Source organism: Longimicrobiaceae bacterium, from assembly GCA_035696245.1.
Taxonomy (GTDB): Bacteria; Gemmatimonadota; Gemmatimonadetes; order Longimicrobiales; family Longimicrobiaceae; genus DASRQW01.
On record DASRQW010000085.1, the window covers coordinates 1 to 18458 of the forward strand.

An 18458-nucleotide genomic window follows, 5' to 3' on the forward strand; every position below is an offset into this window, starting at 1 on the left:
CGAACACGGCGCGCGCCGCGATCCCCGCCTCGCCGCGAAGGCCGAGCACCTGCGTGGCGATCTCGGCCGTGGGCAGGGGACCGGCTTCCAGCAGGCGCAGGGTCCGCTGCGCGAGGCTGCCTTCGTGCTCGAAGCGCACGCCGGCCGGCAGGGGGAAGGCGGCCTTCACCATGCGTCGTCGCGGCACACGGGGAGCGTCATGCAGCGTCCGCCGCCGCCGCCGCGCACCAGTTCCGCGCCCTCGAAAGCGATCACAGCGCGGTCGTCGTCCTCCAGCTCCACCTCGCCCGTCAGGAAGTCCAGCGCGCCGATGATCTTGAAGCCCGCCTCGCGCTCCATCTCGCGCATGGTGGCCTCGTTGCGCGTGTAGCCCAGCACCACGCCGGGCCGCACCGCCACGAAGTTGCAGCCGCTCGACCACTGCTCGCGCTCCTGCACGGTGGGGTGCTTGCCGCCGCAGCAGATGGCCTCCAGCGGCAGGTCTACGTCCTTGAGCGCCGCCCACAGGTCCGAATACTCGCGCAGGCCCTTGCCGTCCGACCGGTAATAGAGCACCGGAAGGCGGCCGGGGCCGAAGAAGTACGGCGGGTAGACCACGCAGTGCGTGCGGTCCACCATCGTCAGGATCATGTCCAGGTGGATCGCCGGGCTCTCGCTGGGTAGCACGACGACCAGCACGTGCTCCACCCCCGCGCGGTCCCTGAGCCCTTCGACCAGGCCCTCGATCGCCGCCGGGCTGGAGCGCTCGGAGAGGCCCACCATTGCCAGGTCCGGGCGCAGGATCAGGACGTCGCCGCCCTCGATCGTGTAGTTGCTGCGGTGCTCCTCGGTGCCGTCGTAGATGAGGCCGGCATTGTTGAGCATGGGGTGGTAGGTGAAGAGCGCCTTCATCAGCAGCTCCTCGGTCCACCGCACCGCGTAGCGCATGGCCCCGATGATCACGGCGTCGTTGACCACCATGGCCGCGTCGCGCGTGAAGAAGAGGTTGGGCAGCGGCGGCAGCTCGTAGCTGACCTTGTGCAGCAGCTTGGAGATGGGCCCCGGCGCGCTCTCGCGCCCCTCGATGAAGCGGGCGATCAGCTCCTCGCCCGGCGTCTCCAGGATCTCGCCCTGCAGCGGCTCCGACGCCGCGACCTCCATCACCCGCTCCGTGAGGAACTTGCGCACCTCGGGCTGGTCGATGATGTCGGCCAGCAGGTCGCGCACCTCCAGCACGTCGGCGAAGCGCGAGAGCAGGGCCTTGAAGCGGTGGTGCTCCCGCCGCGCCTGCTCCACGTCGATGATGTCGTCGTAGAGGAACTGCTCTCGGTTGCTGGGCGTGACCGCCAGCAGCTCGTGCCCGGGCGTGTGGCAGATCACCGTGCGGAGATGTCCGATCTCCGAGGTGACGCGCACGCGCGCGGGCTGCGAGAGGGTTTCGGTTCTCTTCATAGCCGGGGAATCTAGCGGCCCCGCCGATCCCGGCGCAACTCGACTGCGCCGTTATATGGAGGCAGGTTCAGCGGTCCAGCCAAAGGAGATTCACGACGGCACGGCCTATGAACACAGCAAATATCCTCAGGGGCGAGAAATCGAACATGCGTAATTTCGGCTATTCACGTGGCGGGAAAAGTATTGGTCGGGGTTGTAATAGCGGTGCATTTTAGCTGCACTCGTCCCGGCTAGGCATCAGGTTAGTTGTGGATTTCTGCGCTAAGATCTTCCTCCATCACCCGTGTCTAGGTACTCCGATGCGATTACTCCTTACGCTGTCAGCGCTTGCAGTTCTGGTGCTTCCCGCCAGCGCAGTATCGCAATCGCAATCAAACCCCAACCCAATCACAACGTATCAGTTCAATGTGTCAGTCCCTGTATACGACTGTGATTTTGCCGGCCAGAACTTGTCATCAACTCCTAAGTTTCCGCCCGCCGGGGCGAAGTTTTACTACCTAGATGAGGTGCCAGGTCCAGGAATTCCGCCGCGGCCTGTCCAAGTGATCATCGAATTTCTCAGCTGGTCAGATTCCACTCTAAAACAGACATTCAACGTACTCTCGTCTGAAGAAGCTCGGGAGCGAAAAGGCTCCGCTGGGGCGGGAGATCCGCGGTTCTTTTGTATCAGCAAACCGCTCTTCGACCGCGCTGCATCACGTATCTACAAGGCGGGGTTAGGGTCAGTAGATCTAGCTGTCGGTGCACTCGTGATGCCTATCAAGATGCGTGGTATCAATCGTCCCTTCGACTTTTCTAAAGACTTAACAATTGGAACCGTCGCGGGTCCCCGCTTCCGACTCAACAATCAGCGCGATCTCTACGGCTCACTGCTGGTTGGGGCTGGGATTACAGCTGTCACGCTCACGCCCGAGAACACGCATAACGCGGTAGACAAGGCCACTGATCGCGCTGCCCTCACGTTAACGTTTGGCCCGATGTTAGAAGTGAATCGCTTCCAATTTGGCGTGATGTTTGGCTGGGATCGAATTTCAAATCCGAACCAAAGCAACTGGATTTATCAAGGTCGTCCGTGGCTTTCTCTAGGACTCGGGTACTCACTGTTGTCCGCTCCTCCAGCAACTCCTGCGTCAGGCGGGCAGAAGTAGAGGCCAGGAGGCCCACAGATTAGGCCCGACGGCAGCTAAGGGAAACCACTTAGCTGCTGTCTAACATGCCTACCTGGTGCGGACCGCCCAACGTATTCGCCCGTTTCTGCCCAAGCGACCAGAGTGCCTGAACATCATCCTGCTACTGACGCCGCTACTCCTACTACTGGCACAGTATTCATCATTATAGAACCACCCCCAAAAGGTTTCCCAAATTCGCTAGGGTGGCGTCAGAAACCAATGTGCGCCTAATATTGCGCGTTGATGAGACCGCTCATCAGCCGACGACCCTTGATGCAGGCTTACACACCTCTACAAGATGCATCCCTGGACAATAACATCCTTAGGTTTTGATAACTTGTCGCCACGACATACCGGCCATCAAAGAGCCTGTCTGACAAACCCCTCGCTTCGACGGGACGAAAAATCCGAGCCCCACAATTGCCCTGAGAGCCACGATCTCCTCGCGGGGATACATCGAAGGACCCCCTAAAATGGGCTCTCATTGGGCTCGGGCGGGTTTGTCGGACAGGCTCCAAAACCTTCCATAACAAAGACGACAAAAGTCACTGCTATAATTTCGACAGCTAATATGGCCACGCACGCCGCGCGCGGATTGGGTCAGCGAGGCAGCGCTTGGTCGAAAGCAGCGGCGGCAGCTTTCGCCGGTGCCGCCTAGTGATGCTTCTAAGTGGTGATGTCAGGCGCCAAGATCCGGCAGCCCGTCTGCGCGGGCTGCATCTTCAGCATAGTGCGATCGGAAGCGCCGCGGCCGCCGGGTTGGTTCACGTCCCGGGTGATCTCGCAGCCCTATCCCCCGCAGTGCGCAGCACGAGTCCGCCAGAACCTCAGCAGCGAGGAGGCGAGCCGCAGAACCTGGAACCCGCGGCATCCGTGGAAGCCGTGCCTTCCCCCGCTTGCGGGAGGGCAGGTGAGTCTTGCGAGCCGGGTGAGTCTTGCGAGCCGGGTGAGTCTTGCGAGCCGGGTGAGTCTTGCGAGCCGGGTGAGTCTTGCGAGCCGGGTGAGGGCCCATCCCGGTCCCGCCTCGATCTCTGCCCTGCCGCTCCCTCAGCCCGCCTCCTACCCTACCTCCCGCTCAACGCGAACGAAAGCCCTTCCAGTTCCAGCGTCACGTCCACGTTCCGCAGCGTCACCGAGCCGGGTGCGCGCAGCCGGATCGGCGCGAAGTTGAGGATGCCGCGCACGCCCGCCTTCACCAGCCGGTCCACCACCGCCTGCGCCGCCTCGGCGGGGACGGCGACGATGGCCATCTGGATGCCGGCACCGCGGAGCATGTCCTCCAGCTCCTCGTCGGGCCGCACCACCAGGCCGCCCCAAGTGGCGCCCACCTTCGCGGGGTCGCTGTCGAACACGGCGCGGATGTGGAAGCCCCGCTGCTGGAAGTCGCGGTACGAGAAGAGCGCCGAGCCGATCTTTCCGGCGCCCACCAGCGCCACGTTCCACTGCTGGTTCAGCCCCAGGATCTCCTGGATGGAGCGCAGCAGCTCGGGCACGTCGTAGCCCAGCCCCCGCTTGCCGAACGACCCGAAGAGCGACAGGTCCTTGCGCACCTGCGCCGACGTGGTGCCTCCCCGCTCCGCCAGCTCGCCGCTGGAGATGGTGTCGGTACCGGCCGCCTGCGCCTCCTGGAGGAAGCGGAGGTACAGCGAGAGACGTCGCACCGCGGAATCGGAGATCTTCTTCATCTGCAAAGCTGAGCGGAACCGCCTGGGCACGGAGCCCATCTTGTGAAAACATTCACAAGATAAATCCGCATCCGCCCAACGTCAACGCTCCTCACCCGCCGATCATCGGCGTAGGCGGGTGGTTACGTGTCTACCACCTCGGACGGAGAGAGTCTGACCCGCATCTCCCGAAGAATCCGGGGAGGCGAATGGAGCATCGAACGAGGATCGCCCAAGGAGGGAGATGCGCATCTCCCCACGTCTACAAATCTCAGCCGCCGGTGGAGACTCCCCTCGCCCGCAGCGCCTTCGCGAGGGCGATAAAGCCGTCGGGGTCGAAGGTCTCGGGCCGGTCGCGGAGGTCGATGGAGAGTTCGGATTCGAGCGCGGCGATGTCGTCCGGGGTCAGGCGGTAGGCGTCGCGGAGGATGCGCTGGAACTGCTTGCGGCGCTGCCCGAAGGCGACGCGGGTGAGCACGCGCAGGTCGTCCTCGGCCTCCGGCTCGATGCGCGGCGGGACGTGCGGCACCACGCGGATGACGGTCGACATGATGTCGGGCGGCGGGCGGAAGGCCTCGCGGCTCACGTTCATCACGCGCTCCACGTCCGCCACGGAGCGGACGCCGACGGAGAGCGCGCCGTACGTCTTGGAGCCCGCCGGCGCGAGGATGCGGTCGGCGAGCTCCTTCTGCACCATCAGCACGATCTCGCGCGGGCGCGGGCGGCGCTCCAGCAGCGAGAAGAGGATGGGCGTGGTGATGTTGTACGGGATGTTGCCGATGACCTTGAGCCGCGCCGGATCTGCCGACACCTCCTCGAGCGGCACGTCCAGCACGTCGCGGTGGATCACCTCCACCGAGTCGTCGCCGGCGTAGTCCGCCTGGAGCCGCGCCGCCAGCGCGTTGTCCAGCTCCACGAGGACGAGCCGCCGCACCGTGCCCGCGAGGTGGCGCGTGAGCGCGCCGGGGCCGGGGCCGATCTCCATCACCTCGTCGTCCGGCGACGGGGAGATGGCGGCCACGATCTTCCGCTGGATGTTGGCGTCCACCAGGAAGTTCTGCCCCAGCGAGCGCTTGGCGCGCGGCAGCCCGCGCCCGTCTCCCGGCCCGAATTCGCTCACCGCCCGCCCCTCCGCGCGCTCAGAAGCGCACCAGCACGGCCGTGCGGTCGTCGGCGGGGATGCTGCCGGGCTCGCCCGCCGCGCGCGAGAAGAGCCGCCCGATCATCTCGTCGGGCCGCTGGTCGCGCGCCGCCACGATCTCGTCCAGCAGGATGCGCTCGCCCGCGATCTCGCCCGCCTCCAGCGCGTCGGACAGGCCGTCGGTGAAGAGGAAGAGGAGGTCGCGGCCGGCCATCCACTCGCTGGTGTGCTCGTGGTACTCGTCGCGGTCCACGATGCCGAACGGCGGGTCGGTCACCGGCAGCCGCTGCGCCTCGCCCGCGGGCGTGATGCGGAAGGCGTGCGCGTGGCCGGCGTTTGCGTAGGTGATCCGCCCTTCCGCGGGGTCGATCACCGCGTAGAAGAGCGTCAGGTACATCTCCGTCGTCTCCAGCTCGTCGATCAGCGCGCGGTGGGTGCGGCGCAGCACCTCGGCGGGCATGTCGCCCTCGGAGGCGTGGATGGCGACGGCGCTCATGGTCAGCGCCATGATCAGCGCCGCCCCGAACCCGTGCGACGAGACGTCGCCGATCATCACCCCCAGCCGTCCGCCGGGCAGCCGGAAGAGGTGGTAGAAGTCGCCGCCCACCGACTCGGCCGGGACGCATCGGGCGGCTACCTCGCAGTAGCCGGCGAACTGCTCCAGCGGGGGGAGGAGCTTGAGCTGCAGGTCGTGCGCGAGCTCCATCTCGCGCATCACCCGCTCCTGCTTGAGGCTGTCGGCGATGAGGCGGTTGTTCTCCACCGCCGCGCCGATCTGGCTGGCGATGGCCGAGAGCAGCTTCATGTCGCCGGCCGAGAAGCCCCCGCCGGAGTTGCGGCCCACCAGGTTGATGACGCCCACCGGGCGCGTCTCGCCCTCGGGCGGGGTGTAGCTGACGGGGACGGAGAGGAAGGAGCCCTGCTGCGTGGACGGGTCCGAGCAGTCGTCGCGCGGGAAGGCTTCGCCGGGCGCGAGGATGACCGGGCGGCCCTCGCGGAAGACCTCGGCCGTGACCGAACATCGGTCGTCGACCGGGATGGGGCCCCGGTGCCCGTCGCCGCCCACGGCCGCGGCCAGGTGCAGCATGTCGTCGTCGGCATCGCACACCCACAGAGCGGCGCGGCGGGCACCCAGGATCCCGCTCACCTCGGCCAGGATCGTCTCGGACGCTTCCTCGAGCGAGATGATGGAGCCCAGGATCTCGCTGATGGAGTACAGGAGCGTGATCTCCTCGTAGCGCTCGGCGATCTCGCGCGAGAAGGCGCGGATCTCGTCGTCGTGGCGCAGCGAGCGGGCGAGCACGCTGGCGAGGAAGCGCACCGCCGTCCGCGCCTCGTCGGGAGATGCGCGCGGCACGTCCAGCCAGATGCCGGTCTCGCCCACCTGGAGCGCGCCCGCCCCCGGCTCGGCATCGCCGCCCGCTTCGCGCGCCCCGTCCAGGGCCCAGCCGGCGTCCGAGCGGGTCCACACGCGAACGTCTCCGCCGTACTCGCGGCGGAAGTCGTCGAGGACCTCGCGGGCGGCGCCGGGGATGGCGGGTGGGGCGGAGAGGGACTGCATGAGGGCTCGCCGGGGAAGCGTGAGGAGGGGCTACTCGCCGGAGGCCCGGCTGCGCGCGGGGCCCTCGCGGTTGAGGACGAGCCGGACCGCGTTGCCGCAGTCGTTGAACTCGACCTCGTCCATCAGCTTGTGCAGCAGGAAGATGCCTCGGCCGCCGGCCTGCTCGCGGTGCTCGGGCAGGGTGGGGTCGGGCACCACGTGGGGGTCGAAGCCCTGGCCCTCGTCGCGTACCTGCACGGACACGCGGGCGCTGTCGATGATCACCTCCACCCGCACACGCTTGGCGGGGTCCTGGCCGTTGCCGTAGATCATGGCGTTGGCCAGCGCCTCGGCCATGCCCACGCGCAGGTTCAGGGTGAGGCGGGGTCCCTCGAAGTGGAAGTCGCGGCAGCGGTTCTCGAGGTACGCGACGGCGGCCTCGATGAGGCGCAGGTCGCTGGGAAGCTCGAGGACGAACCTCTCCGTGCCGGCGCCGCCCAGCGGAGTGTCGCCGGGCCGTCTACGGACGTTCATCCGCTGGAATCCTTTCGCGGCGGGCGCCGGCGGGCCGTGCCCGCGTCGTGCCGGCTGCGGGTGGGGAACGGTGCGCACGCCGCGCGCGCGGTCCCGTTGCGGGAAACGCGTGGCGTGCGCGCCGGACGTTCGGCTTCAGAAGCCCTGGAGCGCCTCTTCGCGCGAGTCGGCGATGTTGAAGAGGGTGTCCAGCTTGGTCAGCTCGAAGAGGGTCCGCAGGTCTTCGTTCAGGTTGGCCAGGCGAAGCTCGCCGTTCTGCTCGCGGATCTTCTTGGAGAGGCTCACCAGCACGCCCAGGCCCGAGGAGTCGATGTAGCCGGTGTTGGCGAAGTCGATCATGAACTTGCGCTCGCCCGCCTCCAGCTCGTCGAGCACCTTCTGCTTCAGCTCCTGGCGGTTCCCGACGATGAGCTGCCCGTCCACGTCCACCAGCACCACCCCGTCCTGCTTACTCGTCTGGAAGCTCATGGCTCCTCCGCACTGGGTTGAAGAAAGACCGTCCGACGCGAGCCCGAGGCAATCAACATGCCATTCGGGCCCTCTTCACCCTGCCATCAGGGCGGTGATGCAGGCCACGTTCACAATATCGTCCACCGCGGCGCCGCGCGAAAGGTCGTTGCAGGGCCGCGCCAGCCCCTGCACGATGGGGCCCAGCGCCTCCGCCCCGCCCAGCCGCTGCACCAGCTTGTACGCGATGTTGCCCGCGTCCAGGTTCGGGAACACCAGCACGTTGGCGCGTCCCGCCACGTCCGACCCCGGCGCCTTCCGCGAGCCGACGGACTCGATCAGCGCCGCGTCGCCCTGCATCTCCCCGTCCGCCGCGACGCCGGGCATGCGCTCACGGAAAAGCTCCAGTGCGGCGCGAACCTTCTGGACCGACGGGCCGTCGGCGCTGGCCTTGGTGGAGTACGAGAGGAAGGCCACGCGCGGCTCGTCGCCCACCACTTTCCGGCGCGCGTCCGCCGCGGCCATCGCGATCTCCGCGAGCTGGGTGGCGTCGGGATCGGGAACGACGCCCGCGTCCGTGAACGTCAGCACTTCCGGGTCGGACGAGCGGAACGGCTGGACGACCATGTAGAAGGACGACGACACCGTCCGGATTCCAGGCGCCGGGCCCACGCCCCAGAGCGCGGTCCGCAGCACATCTCCCGTGGTCGCCACGGCGCCCGCGACGGAGCCGTCCGCCTCGCCCGCACCCACCATCAGCGCGGCGAAGAGGAGCGCGCCGGCACTGCGGCTGTGCGCCTCCTCCATCGTCATCCCCTTGCCCTTCCGCCGCTCGTACAGCCGCGCCGCCAGCATCTCGCGCCGGCCGTCCGTCACCGGATCGACGACCTCGACGCCGTCCGACGAGCCGACGCGGGCGAACGCCTCGCGGACGTCGTCTCCGCCCAGGACGATGGGGCGCGCGAGTCCTTCGGCGGCGAGGCGGATGGCGGCCCGGCGCGTGCGCTCGTCATCGCCCTCCGCGAAGACGAGGCGGCGCGGGTTCGCGCGGGCGCGGGCGTGCAGGTCCGCCAGGAAGCTCACGCGCACGTCCGCCCGAACCGCTCGTCCAGCCGCCGCAGCACGGGCGCGGAGACGAAGCGCGTGACGTCGCCGTCCAGCGACGCGATCTGCCGCACGAGCGACGAGGAGAGGAACGAGTGCTCCACGTCCGGCGCCAGGAACACGGTCTCGATGCCCTCCCACAGCTGCCGGTTCATCAGCGCCATCTGGAACTCGTACTCGAAGTCCGACACGGCGCGAAGACCTCGGACGATGATGTGCGCGTCGCGCTGCCGGGCGTAGGTCACCAGCAGACCCTGGAACTCCACGGCTTCCACGCGCGGCTCGTCGGCGAAGCTCTCGCGGATCATCTCCACGCGCTCCTGCACGGTGAACAGGCCGTTCTTGGGCTGGTTCGCCTGGTGCGCCACCGCCACGATCACGCGGTCGGCGAAGCGGAAGCTGCGGCGGATGATGTCCTCGTGCCCCAGCGTCACGGGGTCGAACGAGCCGGGGCAGATGGCGATGCGCTCGGTCATGGGGGAGCGGGAAGGAAGGTGAGCGAGGTGTCGCCGTAGCGCCGCGTCCGCGCGCCGGGAAGGTCGGGGATGGCGTCGCCGCGCCCGTGCTCGATGCAGAGCAGCGCCGCGAAGGGCACCGCGGCGAAGGCCCGCGCCAGCGCCTCGGCGAAGCCCTGCGCGTAGGGCGGGTCCGCGAACGCCAGGTCGAAGGCGCCCGGCCCCAGCTTCTCCGCGTAACGCACCGCGTCGCCCCGCACGATCTCCGCCCGCGCGGCGGCGCCGAGGTCGTCCAGGTTCTGGCGGAGCGCCTTGAGCGCGGGCGGTGCCATCTCCACAAACACCGCGCTGTCGGCGCCGCGCGAGAGTGCTTCCAGGCCGAGCGCGCCGGAGCCCGCGAAGAGGTCGAGCACGCGCGCGCCGGGGATCTCGCCCGCCACCGCGCTCATCCACGCCTCGCGCACGCGGTCGGTCGTGGGGCGCGTCGCGCGTCCGGGCGGCGCCGCGATCCGCCGCCCGCCCCACTCGCCCGCGACAATTCTCATCGATCCGGACGACGCGCGACGATCTGCCGAACGGCAGGGGGAGGAGCGGAAAGAAGCGACCTCGTCGCGCGTCGCCTGGCGGATGAATCCGCGGCTACGACGGCACGAAGCCCGCCTGCGCGGGCTGCTGCCGGGAGGGCGTCGCGCGTCGGATGCGTTGGTGCCACATCTACCGACGAGACGGGATGCCCTGGCGCGCGCGTCAGGCGAGGCGCGGGGAGGGCGTCGGTTCGGGGTCGGGAGATGCGGGGCGGCCAGTCCGCGGAAGAAGAGTGCGGGCGGAGAAGGCGCGGGAGATGCGCGGCGGGGGACAGGCTACTCCGCGGGACGGAGGTCGACCAGCTTGGCCTGCACGGTGGTGCGGCCGTTCCAGGTGTTCTCTTCCAGCTTGAACGCCACGTCCACGCGTCCGCTCGCCAGCTCGTCGCCCCGCGCGGCCATGCCGAAGCCGATGGCGTCCAGCCGCGCGCCGCCGCCCGCGAGCGTCAGCTTCAGGTGGCCCTGGCCCACGATCTTGGGCGAGCCGGAGAGGGTGACGCCGCGCGCCGCGAACACCGGCGTGGAGTTGCCCATGCCGAACGGGCCCGCGTGGCGCAGCAGGCGCACCAGGTCGAGCGTCGCATCGGCCACGCCGACCTCCAGGTCGATCCGGACTTCGGGCACGAGCAGCTCTTCATCTACCGAAAGCACCTGGCGGGCGCGGTCGTTGAAGGCGTCGCGGAAGGCGTCCACGCTCTCCGGGAGGATGGAGCAGCCCGCCGCGTGCTTGTGCCCGCCGAAGCGCGTGAGGTGGCCCGCGCAGTCGCGCATCGCCTCGTACAGGTGGAAGCCGTGGATGGAGCGCGCGCTCCCCTTCCCTTCCTCGCCCGGCGGCAGGGCGATCATCACGGTGGGCCGGTGGATGCGCTCCACCACGCGCGACGCCACGATGCCGATCACGCCGGGATGCCAGGTCTGCGAGGCGAGGACGACGCCGTAGTCGCGGTCCGGGTCGTACGTCGCTTCCAGCGCGTCCATCGCCTCGCGCAGCGTCTGCTTGTCCACCGTCTGCCGCCAGCGGTTCTCCTCCTCCAGCGTCGCGGCGATGCGCGCGGCCTCGGCGGGGTCGTCGGTCAGCAGCAGGTCCACGCCGCGCAGCGCCTCGCCCATCCGCCCCACGGCGTTGATGCGCGGCGCCAGCATGAATGCCACCTGCGACGCGGTGATCTCCGCGTGGTCCGCCAGCCCGGTGCTCTCCAGAAGCGCGCGGAGGCCGGGGTTGGGCGTGCGCGGCAGCACCTTCAGCCCGAAGCGGACGAGCGTGCGGTTCTCGCCGCTCAGCGGCGCCAGGTCCGCGATGGTGGCGACGGCGACGAGGTCGAGCAGCGCGTGCAGCCGCTCCTGCGGGAAGCCCAGCTCGGCCGCCAGCGCGCAGCACAGCTTGTACGCCACGCCCACGCCGGCCAGGCCCTTGTACGGGTACTCGCAGTCGCCGCGGTTGGGGTTCACGACGGCGACGGCGTCGGGCAGCATGTCGCCCGGCGTGTGGTGGTCGGTGACGATGACGTCGATGCCCGCCGCGCGCGCCCGGTCCACTGCCCCGTGCGCCACGATGCCGCAGTCGCCCGTCAGGATCAGCCGCGCACCGGCCTCGCGCGCGGCGTCGATGCCCGCATCGCTCAGGTCGTAGCCGTCGACGAGCCTGCGGGGGACGAACGGCACCGCGCGGAGGCCCATCATCCGCAGCGCGCGGGTCATCAGCGCGGTGGAGCAGATGCCGTCCACGTCGTAGTCGCCGTGCACCAGCACCGTCTCGCGCGCGTCGGCCGCCCGGCGCAGGCGCGCGACCGCATCGCCCATCCCGGCGAGAAGATCGGCGCCGTGGATCTGCCCCGCGTGGGGGCGCAGGAAGTCCTTGGCGCGCGCCGTCTCGCCGAAGCCGCGCTGCGCGAGCAGGCGGCACAGCACGGGCGGCAGCGCCAGGTCCCGGCACAGCCGGTCTACGGAAGAAGCGTCCGCGGAATCGGGAAAGGTCCAGCGCCGGCGCAGGGCCGGAAGGAGGGTGCTCGGCATGCGTCAACAGTAGCCAGCCGCCCGAAGCCGGGCAAGCGGACGAAGTGCCGCATCGGCCGAGGCTGCAACGCTGCCCGCAGCGTAGCTCAGCCGGAGCGGCGCCATCTGGCGAAGCCCCGGCGGCTCGACCGAAAGCGCGGCGGACGTTCGGGCGACGGAACAGCCGCTATCTACCGGATCAGGAAGGCGAGCGCGCCGAGGGCCACCAGCACCGCGATGCCGATCACCACCATCTGCATGGCGCTGCGGCCAGGCGAGGGAGGCGGGGTGGGGTGCTGCTTCACCGGCTGCGAGCCGCCCTGGAACGGAGGCTCCCTGTCGTATTCCGCCACGGCGGCTCCTGGATTTTCGGTAGATGTGTGGGGTTGCGCATCCGGTCCGTGGCCTCGCAACCCGCATGCCCCCGGCTGCACGCGGAGCGGCCTCGCGGCGCCGGACGTACGCGAGCGCACCGGCCGCTTGCGTGCGCCGGAGCCGTGCCTATCTTCCGGCTCCTCGCAGGCCGGACCGGATCCGCCCAACGCCGCGCACGACATGATCAACCAGACGCTGCCCCTCATCCGCACGGAACGGCTGGTCCTGCGCCTTGCCGAGCTTCGCGACGTGCCCCGCATCGTCCGCTACTTCGGCGAGAACCGCGAGCACCTGGGCTGGACCCGGCCGCGCGTGGCGCCGGAGTTCTACACGCCGGAATACTGGCAGCGCCAGGTGAGCGCCGCCAACGCCGAGTTCACCAGCGACCGCTCGCTCCGCCTCTTCCTCTTCGACGCGGCCGACGACGCCACGGTGGCGGGCAACCTCAACTTCACCAACTTCGTGCGGGCAGCCGCGTACTTCTGCCACGTGGGCTACGGGCTGGATGCCGCCCACGAGGGCAAGGGCGTCATGTCCGAGGCGCTGCGGGCCGCCATCGACTACGTGTTCGGCACGCTGAACATGCACCGCGTGATGGCCAACTACATGCCGCACAACCGCCGCAGCGGCGCCCTGCTGCGCCGCCTGGGCTTCGTGGTCGAAGGCTACTCGCGCGACTACCTGTACCTGGACGGCAAGTGGGAAGACCACGTCCTCACCAGCTTCACCAACCCCGCCTGGAAAGCCCCGTACTGACTGGGTCGACCCGCCACATCTACCCCGACCCATCGAACTTACCCAGGTAGGGGCTGCGATTCATCGCGCCCGGCCACCCTCTCCGCCACGCGGAATCATCGTCCTGCCGCGAAATGTCCCGCACGTTCGGTAGATGAACAGCGGATGATCGGAAGACGACAGTACGGCATCCCCCCGATGGTGATGCTGGATGGTCGATGATCGACAGGTGAGGCGAAGCGGTGAGTCTCGGAAGATGCGAAGCGGGTCCGGCCAACTCGGCTGGACCCGCTTCGTTCGTCATCCGATCAACCCGCAGCCTGTCACCCGCGCGGCGGGATGACAATGGTGTCGGGCGGTGTCGTGGGCGACATCGGTGGCGGCGTGACCGGCGCGGGCCGGTTCGTATCCACCGGCGGCGGCGCCGGTTGCGGCTGAGGACGCGGGCGCTGCACGGGCGGACGAGCGACGGGCTGCTGCACCGGCGGACGCGCGGCCGGCTGGCCCGGCACGGCGGGCCGAACGGCACCCGGCTGCGGCACCGGAGCGCCAGCCGGAGGCACCGCTCCCGGAACCACTGTACCCGGCACCTGCGCCCCCGGAGCCACAGCCGGCGGAGCGGCGGCGGCAGCAGCGGCCGCCTGGGCCGCCACGGCGACCGAGTCCGCGCGGCGGATCGAGTCGCGGCGCACGGAGTCCGCATAGACGTCGATGATCGGCGCGCCGCCCAGGTAGCGCGTGAACGGCCGGATCACGCCGCGGCGGATGAACGCCGCCCGCGCGCCCGTGGGCCAGGTCGCAGCGGTGGGGAACGACGTCAGCTCCAGCCAGAACGTGTCGCGCACCACGCGGCCGGACGCGAACTGCGGCGCGCCGTCCGCGTCGATCGCGACCACGGCGACGGTGCCGTCGCGCCGCACCTCGCCCGCGAAGTCGAATGCCTGGCCGGGGCGCACGTACTGGCCCGCGAGCGAATCCAGCCGCTGCGTGCGGATCAGGAAGTCGCCCGGCGGGGCCAGCAGCGACTTGTCCTCGCGCACGCGGCCCGTGTCCTTGGGCGCGATCTCGAAGCCGGTGAACCGCCACATGCCGGCCACCTCCGGCAGCCCCGCCCGCCGCTCGGGCGTGGGGCGCGCCAGCGGCGGCAGCGGCTGCACCTTCACGTCGGCGCTGGCGCTGTCGCAGGCCGCGGCCAGCAGCAGCGCCGCGGCCGCGCAGAACCCTCTTCCCCGTCTTCCCACCGATCCTCGCTGTCCACTTGGATTTCAGGCCCGCCGCGAGCGTCCGGCGCGGGGCGCCGAGCGGTTGCATCTCCCGTGCCCGCACCCGCCCGCGGCGCGGCGCGAGAGTTGACATCAAACGGCCCGGACCGTAGCTTTTCCGGCAGGTTCTTCAACCGTACATGTACGAACGCTTCCCCTCTGCTCCAGGCGCCGCAGACCATGTCCACGACCGCTCTCATGCCCGCCGCCGATGCAGATCGGGTGCTGCGCGAGGCGCTGGAGGCCAGCGGGCAGCGGTTCACCGACCAGCGCTCGGCCGTGTACCGCTTCCTGCGCGGCACCGACGAGCACCCCACCGCCGACGAGGTGTTCACCGCCGTGCGGGGCGAGATCAACGACATCTCGCTCGCCACGGTCTACAAGGCGCTGGAGACGCTGGTCACCTGCGGCCTGGCCGCCAAGCTCTCGTACGGCGACGACTCGGCGCGCTACGACGCCCGCACCGACGACCACTACCACTCGCGCTGCCTGCGCTGCGGCATGGTGCGCGACGTGGCCGGCACCCAGCCCGCCGTGCTCCCCAGCGTGCAGGTGGCAGACGGGTTCCGCGTGCAGGGCTTCCGCGTGGAAGTGGTCGGCTACTGCCGCATCTGCGGCGGCTGACCCGCGCCGCGACACGGAAGATGCGACGCTCCCCGGCACCCGCCGGGGAGCGTTCTTCGTTTCGGGAGATGCGCATCCGCCGCTCCGCCGCGGGCTCGCCCCGCCCTCCGCGCGGCGGTATGATGCGCGGCGGCCTCGCGCGGTGTCAACCGCCCGCGCCGATGCGCATCCATCGACCACGAAACCGATCCACCCCAGCGTGATGAGCTTTCCCGATCACATCCCCAGCTTCCGCGGGCGCCTGGTGGGCGACGAGGCGGGGCGCCTCCCGTTCGCGGAGGCGTCCGGCATCCTGCGCGCGCTGCCCGCGGGCGTCGCCGTGCCGGGAGATGCGGACGACGTCGCCGCCCTCGTCCGCTGGGCGGCGGAGACGGGCACGCCGCTCGTTCCCCGCGGCGCCGGAACGGGCATGCCGGGCGGAAACGTCGGCGCGGGCGTGGCGGTCGATCTGATGTCCGGCTTCCGCGAGGTGGGGCCGGTAGATGTGGAGCGGAAGACGGCGCGCGTGCAGCCCGGCGGCACGCTCGACGAGCTGAACGCCGCCGCCGTGCCGCACGGCCTCCACTTCCCCGTGGACCCGTCCAGCTCCGCTCGTTGTTCGTTCGGCGGGATGATCTCCAACAACTCCGCCGGCTCTCACACCGTCCGCTACGGCTCCACGCGCCGCTGGATCGAATCGCTCGACCTCGTCCTCGCGGACGGCTCGCGCGCCACCACCCGCCGCCGGGAGCACGCGCGCGACGGCCGCCTCGCCGACATCCTCGCGGCGGTGGACGGGATGCTGGCGCCGGACCGGGAGCGCATCACCGCCGCGTGGCCGCGGGTGCGGAAGAACTCGTCCGGCTACGCGCTGAAGGAGTACCTGGCGAGCGGCGATGCCGTGGATCTGCTCGTGGGCAGCGAGGGCACGCTTGCCGTCGTGGTCGGCGCGACGGTGCGGCTGGAGACGCTGCCCGGCGCCCGCGGCCTGGCGCTGCTGGAGTTCGACACGCTGGAAGCCGCAGGCGCCGCGGTGCAGACCATCCTCCCGCTCGCCCCCGCGACGTGCGAGATCCTGGACCGCACGTTCATCGACCTGGTCCGCAGCGGCGACGAGGATCCCGGCTATCCGCTCCGCGCCGGCCTGGAAGCCATCCTGCTCGTGGAGGTGGAGGGCACCACGCCCGGCTACGTCGCGGACAGCCTGGACCGCGTGCGCGATGCCGTCCGCGGCGTTGCCGCCCACGTCTCCATCGCGCGGAGCGACGACGAGGCGAAGCGGTTCTGGCACGTGCGGCACGCGGCGAGCCCGCTCATCGCCAGGCTGGCTGGCGGGCGCATCTCCATGCAGTTCATCGAAGACGGTGTGGTGCCCGTGGACCGGCTGGTGGACTACATCCGCCTGCTGCGGACCACGCTCGCGCGCCACGAGCTTCCCGCCGTCATCTTCGGCCACGCGGGCGACGGCAACCTGCACGTCAACCCGCTCGTCGACGTCTCCGCCCCCGGTTGGCGCATGGCGGTGGACGCGGTGATCGGCGAGATCACGGCCGGCGTCGCGGCGCTGGGCGGCACCATGACGGGCGAGCACGGCGACGGCCGCCTCCGCGCGCCACTGCTCGAGACGATCTGGGGCGCGGAGATGGTCGCGCGCTTCCGCGCCGTGAAGCACGCCTTCGACCCGCTCGGCATCTTCAACCCCGGCGTGATCCTCCCCCTCCCCGGCCAGCGCCCGCTCGACGCGATCAAGTACGGCGCCGCGCCGCCCCCGGCGGACGGCGAGACGTTCACGGCGGGGCTGTAGCTCCGGTGAACGGCGCATCTCGGGCCCAGCATGGCCAGCAGGAGCCATTGAGTACCGGCACTACGTTGAATCGGAAGCATAATACACAAGTGGCGCACTCGATAACGATCCATCGTAAATTCTGTGGTCTTGTAACGACACTTCAAGATCTCACACCAAAAAATTTGGGATCTCGCACCCAAAGTTCATGATCTCGCACCAAAAAAACTTCAGAATCGCGCACCAACAGTAGATTTCCGCCCGTTACACGCTACCGGAGCGGGAATTAGAGTGTCTATTCCTGTCCTGAAATGCACACCCTCATCCCAGGTTCTCAGTTGACCACACCCATTCTTCGCCCCGCGCTCTGGCTCACCCCGCTGGTCCTGCTGACCGCGAGCTGCACGGACACACCCGTCTCGCCGAGCCCGCTCGTCCCGTCGTCGGCGCACCGCGATCTGAACGACAACCAGGGATACTGCGATACCAGCATGTCTGGGATCGACTACGGCTATTACAATGTCTCGCACAGCGGCTCGCAGTGCGCCGAATCCGGCTCCAACCCGGCTCCGCCCCCCATTGGCACAGTAGACAACAGCCTGTACGACGCCCCGGGCGATCCCAGCCCAGGCTCACCCGGCGTGTTCCTGGGAACGGGTACTACGCAGACTACCTGCGTGGTGGGACCGCCGGGGGGCTTCGCGGCGGGCGACCTGGACAGGGACGGCATGGTGGATCAGTGCGAGTTCTCCATCGCCCGCTCGTTCGCGCCGCAGCTCCACATGCATCCGTCGGAGCTGTGCGCGGCCGGGGAGCCCGCCTGGGCGACGGCACCGAAGAACGGCGAGGTGTGGATCGCGTATATGCCTGCGTACTACTGGGATTGCGGCTACGAGAACCTGGGTCGCTACGATGCCCACACCGGCGACTCCGAGATGATCATCGTGGTCGTGCAGTTCAGTCCCAGCACGCAGCACTGGGTCTTCCGCCGTATGTGGACGTCCGCGCACTACAACGAGGCTCACCTTGGCATCTCGACAGACTACTCGGAGTGGAGCGACACGAACATCGCCTTCCCCGTGCGGACGGGAGCGTTCCCGGCGGTTTGGGTGGCGCTGGACAAGCATGCCAACTATCGGAGCAACGGCCGGTGCGAAGGGAATTCGAATGCGATGGAACGCTGTGGAGACAGCTTCCTGAACCGCTTCCCGGTGCGTGCGGACCGTAACGCGGGCGGCCCTCGCGCCGACTTCCTTGGCTGCGCCCTGAGCGAGGTATCGCCGGAGACGAACCGGCGGGAGTGCTTCTACACGCCGGACCCGAGCGGATTCCGTGGGTGGCACGGGATGCAGGTGGGGGGTACGGCCACTGCCTACTGGAACGTTTTGCAGGGGATGTTCTACAGCTCTCGCGATGCGGGGCTGATCTAGCGAGCTGGTCGTCCCACCCGGAATCCGCAGACGCTGCGGTCTCCTGAACGTGCAGCAGAGAACGAGCCCCGGCGGGTCATCCGCCGGGGCTCGTTGCATCTACCGAAACTGCCGTCCGTTCATCCCCCGTCATTCCCCCAGCTTGAGGCCGCGGACGATCTTGGCGGTGGTGGCGATCTGGCCGGCGTGGCGCTGGGCGTGCTCGGCGG

At 69.3% G+C, this 18458-nt stretch carries 17 protein-coding genes; 5 read left to right on the forward strand and 12 right to left on the reverse strand.

Going from position 1 to position 18458, the window contains the following annotated elements:
• Positions 1 to 165: 165 nt before the first annotated feature.
• The gene (locus VFE05_04020) at positions 166 to 1431 is read right to left on the reverse strand and encodes an arginine deiminase family protein (protein ID HET6229221.1); all 1266 of its coding nucleotides are present in this window, start codon (positions 1429 to 1431) and stop codon (positions 166 to 168) included.
• Positions 1432 to 1730: 299 nt separating this feature from the next.
• Between VFE05_04020 and VFE05_04025 the strand changes: the two genes are divergently transcribed.
• Positions 1731 to 2579, forward strand: a complete 849-nt coding sequence (locus tag VFE05_04025; GenBank protein HET6229222.1) for a hypothetical protein — start codon at positions 1731 to 1733, stop codon at positions 2577 to 2579.
• 1085 nt (positions 2580 to 3664) lie between these two features.
• Here the strand turns inward: VFE05_04025 and VFE05_04030 are convergent.
• The 10 genes from VFE05_04030 to VFE05_04075 all read right to left on the reverse strand — a co-directional run bounded on the left by VFE05_04030 (position 3665) and on the right by VFE05_04075 (position 12414).
• Positions 3665 to 4324, reverse strand: a complete 660-nt coding sequence (locus VFE05_04030) for a redox-sensing transcriptional repressor Rex (protein ID HET6229223.1) — start codon at positions 4322 to 4324, stop codon at positions 3665 to 3667.
• Positions 4325 to 4535: 211 nt separating this feature from the next.
• Complete coding sequence (rsmA, locus tag VFE05_04035; GenBank protein HET6229224.1) at positions 4536 to 5384, reverse strand: 16S rRNA (adenine(1518)-N(6)/adenine(1519)-N(6))-dimethyltransferase RsmA; 849 nt, start codon at positions 5382 to 5384, stop codon at positions 4536 to 4538.
• Between the two features lie 19 nt (positions 5385 to 5403).
• Entirely contained in the window at positions 5404 to 6966 is a 1563-nt protein-coding gene (locus VFE05_04040) for a SpoIIE family protein phosphatase (GenBank protein HET6229225.1), read from the reverse strand.
• Between the two features lie 30 nt (positions 6967 to 6996).
• Positions 6997 to 7479, reverse strand: a complete 483-nt coding sequence (locus tag VFE05_04045) for an ATP-binding protein (protein HET6229226.1) — start codon at positions 7477 to 7479, stop codon at positions 6997 to 6999.
• Positions 7480 to 7614: 135 nt separating this feature from the next.
• Positions 7615 to 7947, reverse strand: coding sequence for an STAS domain-containing protein (locus VFE05_04050; GenBank protein ID HET6229227.1), 333 nt, complete (start codon positions 7945 to 7947; stop codon positions 7615 to 7617).
• 75 nt (positions 7948 to 8022) lie between these two features.
• Positions 8023 to 9009 carry a phosphate acetyltransferase gene (gene pta / locus VFE05_04055; protein ID HET6229228.1) on the reverse strand — a complete coding sequence of 329 codons (987 nt, stop codon included), beginning with the start codon at positions 9007 to 9009 and terminating at the stop codon, positions 8023 to 8025.
• Positions 9006 to 9506 (reverse strand): pantetheine-phosphate adenylyltransferase, encoded by a 501-nt coding sequence (gene coaD / locus VFE05_04060; GenBank protein ID HET6229229.1) that lies wholly within the window; start codon positions 9504 to 9506, stop codon positions 9006 to 9008. The genes pta and coaD overlap by 4 nt, the downstream gene beginning before the upstream one ends.
• Positions 9503 to 10030 (reverse strand): 16S rRNA (guanine(966)-N(2))-methyltransferase RsmD, encoded by a 528-nt coding sequence (gene rsmD, locus VFE05_04065; protein HET6229230.1) that lies wholly within the window; start codon positions 10028 to 10030, stop codon positions 9503 to 9505. The genes coaD and rsmD overlap by 4 nt, the downstream gene beginning before the upstream one ends.
• Positions 10031 to 10345: 315 nt before the next feature.
• On the reverse strand, positions 10346 to 12082 hold the full coding sequence (recJ, locus tag VFE05_04070; protein ID HET6229231.1) for a single-stranded-DNA-specific exonuclease RecJ: 1737 nt from the start codon (positions 12080 to 12082) through the stop codon (positions 10346 to 10348).
• A gap of 170 nt (positions 12083 to 12252) precedes the next feature.
• Positions 12253 to 12414: a hypothetical protein gene (locus tag VFE05_04075; protein ID HET6229232.1), complete on the reverse strand. Its 162-nt coding sequence runs from the start codon at positions 12412 to 12414 to the stop codon at positions 12253 to 12255.
• Between the two features lie 202 nt (positions 12415 to 12616).
• Between VFE05_04075 and VFE05_04080 the strand changes: the two genes are divergently transcribed.
• Positions 12617 to 13192, forward strand: a complete 576-nt coding sequence (locus tag VFE05_04080; GenBank protein ID HET6229233.1) for a GNAT family N-acetyltransferase — start codon at positions 12617 to 12619, stop codon at positions 13190 to 13192.
• A 302-nt stretch (positions 13193 to 13494) separates the two neighbouring features.
• On the opposite strand, the gene VFE05_04085 is transcribed toward VFE05_04080, so the two are convergent.
• Positions 13495 to 14412 carry a hypothetical protein gene (locus VFE05_04085; GenBank protein HET6229234.1) on the reverse strand — a complete coding sequence of 306 codons (918 nt, stop codon included), beginning with the start codon at positions 14410 to 14412 and terminating at the stop codon, positions 13495 to 13497.
• 201 nt (positions 14413 to 14613) lie between these two features.
• Between VFE05_04085 and VFE05_04090 the strand changes: the two genes are divergently transcribed.
• From VFE05_04090 to VFE05_04100, 3 genes are all read left to right on the forward strand, one after another.
• Entirely contained in the window at positions 14614 to 15057 is a 444-nt protein-coding gene (locus VFE05_04090; GenBank protein HET6229235.1) for a transcriptional repressor, read from the forward strand.
• Positions 15058 to 15259: 202 nt separating this feature from the next.
• A complete protein-coding gene (locus tag VFE05_04095; protein ID HET6229236.1) occupies positions 15260 to 16840 on the forward strand; it encodes an FAD-binding oxidoreductase in 1581 nt (526 codons plus the stop codon).
• Between the two features lie 317 nt (positions 16841 to 17157).
• Positions 17158 to 18249, forward strand: a complete 1092-nt coding sequence (locus VFE05_04100; GenBank protein HET6229237.1) for a hypothetical protein — start codon at positions 17158 to 17160, stop codon at positions 18247 to 18249.
• The last annotated feature ends 209 nt before the right edge of the window (positions 18250 to 18458 follow it).

Coding starts and splice junctions, on each gene's coding strand:
- VFE05_04040 (HET6229225.1), bottom strand. CDS start 6,966: ATGCAGTCCCTCTCCGCCCCACCCGCCATCCCCGGCGCCGCCCGCGAG.
- coaD (HET6229229.1), bottom strand. CDS start 9,506: ATGACCGAGCGCATCGCCATCTGCCCCGGCTCGTTCGACCCCGTGACG.
- VFE05_04095 (HET6229236.1), top strand. CDS start 15,260: ATGAGCTTTCCCGATCACATCCCCAGCTTCCGCGGGCGCCTGGTGGGC.
- VFE05_04050 (HET6229227.1), bottom strand. CDS start 7,947: ATGAGCTTCCAGACGAGTAAGCAGGACGGGGTGGTGCTGGTGGACGTG.
- rsmD (HET6229230.1), bottom strand. CDS start 10,030: ATGAGAATTGTCGCGGGCGAGTGGGGCGGGCGGCGGATCGCGGCGCCG.
- VFE05_04020 (HET6229221.1), bottom strand. CDS start 1,431: ATGAAGAGAACCGAAACCCTCTCGCAGCCCGCGCGCGTGCGCGTCACC.
- VFE05_04090 (HET6229235.1), top strand. CDS start 14,614: ATGTCCACGACCGCTCTCATGCCCGCCGCCGATGCAGATCGGGTGCTG.
- recJ (HET6229231.1), bottom strand. CDS start 12,082: ATGCCGAGCACCCTCCTTCCGGCCCTGCGCCGGCGCTGGACCTTTCCC.
- VFE05_04025 (HET6229222.1), top strand. CDS start 1,731: ATGCGATTACTCCTTACGCTGTCAGCGCTTGCAGTTCTGGTGCTTCCC.
- VFE05_04080 (HET6229233.1), top strand. CDS start 12,617: ATGATCAACCAGACGCTGCCCCTCATCCGCACGGAACGGCTGGTCCTG.
- VFE05_04045 (HET6229226.1), bottom strand. CDS start 7,479: ATGAACGTCCGTAGACGGCCCGGCGACACTCCGCTGGGCGGCGCCGGC.
- VFE05_04030 (HET6229223.1), bottom strand. CDS start 4,324: ATGGGCTCCGTGCCCAGGCGGTTCCGCTCAGCTTTGCAGATGAAGAAG.